Origin of the sequence: Wolbachia endosymbiont of Mansonella perstans (assembly GCF_020278605.1) — a bacterium.
GTDB lineage: Bacteria > Pseudomonadota > Alphaproteobacteria > Rickettsiales > Anaplasmataceae > Wolbachia.
In genome coordinates this window covers 1-3041 of record NZ_JACZHU010000158.1, presented here as the reverse complement: position 1 = coordinate 3041, position 3041 = coordinate 1, and the positions used below count along the sequence as shown (strand labels likewise).

1 protein-coding gene is annotated in these 3041 nt (G+C 30.5%); it reads right to left on the bottom strand.

Annotation, left to right across the window (positions count from 1 at the left end; genetic code table 11):
- Window positions 1-711 precede the first annotated feature (711 nt).
- On the bottom strand, window positions 712-852 hold the full coding sequence (locus IHO13_RS05585; protein ID WP_225538645.1) for a hypothetical protein: 141 nt from the start codon (window positions 850-852) through the stop codon (window positions 712-714).
- Window positions 853-3041: the final 2189 nt, after the last annotated feature.

Here is a 3041-nt window from a genome sequence, read left to right as displayed (position 1 = left end):
TGTAACAATCAATCAATAATGTAATTTAATGGCAATGAGCCTAGTGGTCATTCAAACTTTCATGTTATTTTATAATCAAACAATTGTTTGAATAGAAATAATGTCTAATGTTGGTTGACCTGTTGATCAACACGAGCTAAATATCCAGTACATACCGATGATGCCCCAATGGGTCCTGACAAGAATGGTAATGGTGTATCGCTAGTTCGAATGGTATTTACTATTGAATAATAATTGTTCGATTTAGTGTTCCAGTTATTGATTAAATTACACGGAACAAACGGCAATGCATTCGGATTCCACACAAAATCCTTCCTGAAACTGTATCATTATTCTGTATGTTTGCTGTCAATCTTGGATCTATGTTTTGCATTTGCAATTAATGCAAGTATTATTTTTAAAATGCAAGAAAAAAAAATTTTCCACTATATTATTGCCTATCTAACCTGCTTTTCATTGCTTTTGATTTTCTCGGATGTCGAGATATGGGTGATAAGGAAATTATTTCAGATAACTGATCCGTTTGTTTATTTTCATGTTCCACATCAAGCGTAGCCATATTTTGTGTAATTTCTATTTTTGTTGTGCACTGTTGTGTTTTGGATAATATTGTATCTGCAGATGATATTGCTGTTGTGAAATCTGAAATTGTGTACTATATTATTGGAACACATAAGAAAAAAAAACAAGAGAAAAAAATGATTGTTATTATTATAAATGACTGATACCATTTTTTTTTAAATTGAGTGCTTCGGCGATCGCTTTTTCTATTCGGTCATCCGACCATGGTGTCCAATATCCTTTTTCTATCTTTGAATCCTCTTCAAGTGATAATTTTTCAGTCTGTCTCAACGAAGAAGGTCCTGTAAATTTAATATTAATCATAAGCAATTCTTTATGTAGGAAAAGAAATTTAAAAGTCCTAGCAAAAGTATTATAGATAAATCAAACAAACCTGGCGAATTCATGTGATTCCTTTGTGTTAATGACGAAATTGTATTCTTCAGTTTAAGTTCATAACCAATAGGTTTAGGTAAATTTTTAAATCTCTGTAACGTTTCCATTTCAAACATTCCAGATTTTTCGAATATTTCGAAATTTTCTGTTCTTTGCATGATTTAACAAGCTAAACATAGTATATATTAGTATCATATGAAATTTTCATTACCATGAATCAATAATAAAATTTCTGAAAGAAATTGCAACACATAATATTGCGGAGAGAGATTTCAAAAGCATTAACATATAATAATTGTCGATATACTTTAGTAATTAAAAGTATAATTAAGAAAAGTAAGTAATACCAAACTCCGACAAATGCACTTTCCCTTTGTTTCAGATGCAAGCCAAAATGACGAAAATACGAAAATGCGTAGTTAATGTTTTTTACTTCCAAATATGAATAAAATATATCAAGCAGGAAATGATATGGCGCAAGTTGTCGACCAATGCCAAATACTGTAAGAAATGAGTGTTGAAGTTAGGAAAGATTCCGTTGAAATTGTTGGTATTCAACGTTGAAATTTCTCAACGGATTCATCTATCATTATAATATCGTTAATTAGGCTATGTTTACTACCAACATTTTACATTGATGAAAATAGGTATGTATATGCATGTCGACAAATTACTAACTGTGGATTTGAGACATAAGCGTTATATTGGAAATACTGAATATACAGATATGATAAATTTAGAACGGTATCTATACGAAATGAATTCATTCAGATAAATATGAGAAAACAAACTTAAAATAATTTTAAAATGCATCGAATGGATTGATAAAATTGTTGCAACAAATTTAAGGAGGTGTCAACAGAATTGTCACCATTAAAAGCATATCATCCTAATATTTCACATATTCATTCAAAGCAAAAATGATACGCTAAATTTAATTCTTTCGAGGCAATATAATTCAGAATGAAAAACATTGTAGAAATAAGAATTGCTGCACATTTACAGGATAGAAGAGCAATTTGAAAATGCTCTGCGGCTTCCACTTATGCTTCTATAAAAAGTCCAAAGGTTAATCCTATTGTTATTATTTATGGCTTTTGAGAGGAATTGATTGACATTGACATGAGAAAAAGTAATTATTTTTTCGTTACCGTATGCTATGCATTCATTACGTCCCTTCATAGATCTAAATTTGATTGGCTAAATGAGAACAGGCTAAAAATTTCAACTCTTCACTTTTCCCTCTACTTAATTAATATTGATCGATCAACCACAAAATATTTTCTAAAAAGAAGAGAGAAAACCAGAGATGAACTCGTAGAAATGGCAAAACAACATCTGATTGGCAAACTCGCGAACTTTATGCATGTTTTAATATTTTATATGAAATTCATCCATCGTATCGTGTAACCATCGCTCTTTCTTCGATGAAAGCATTTTATACGGATTGAAGAGAAAACGGTAAAGGCATTCCATCGTTTGATACAATTGTAATTCATTTACATAACGCCTACTGAAAGTGAACTACATTTACAAATCACTTTGTGTTACTGATGTTCGGGCTCAAAATTCCTGTTAACAAATGAAAATTGATCAGCTCCGAAAATATTGAATGAATAACATTAACTGATAAATAAGCTAATGTTATTCATTCAATATTTTTAAATAAGTGTCTGTCATAAGTGTCTGTCAAATAAATAAGTATCTGTCATGTAATTGATTGATTAATTGCCCTTTGATTGAAGGCAAATTGACGGATCGATGAAAAGATATTTCTTGGTGTTAAAGGTTTCCTTTGATGAAGGAAGTCATCAAGAGTAATGAAAAGGATGAAGGTCAACATCAAATCTACTTCTTTTTGAAATCTAACAGAAATATACAGAGGGAAATCATATTACACATGTCATCATAACGTGAGAACTCAAACATCATTGCATAATGGGATTCACATTTACAGTACCATCCTCTGTTGAAGTGTTTTTATCCATCCTCTTTGTATTAGTATCAGTCACTATTTATTATAATGTTTCATTGCATGCTACAGTACTTGTTTCATAATTGATTCGGACACTTATTGTAACAGT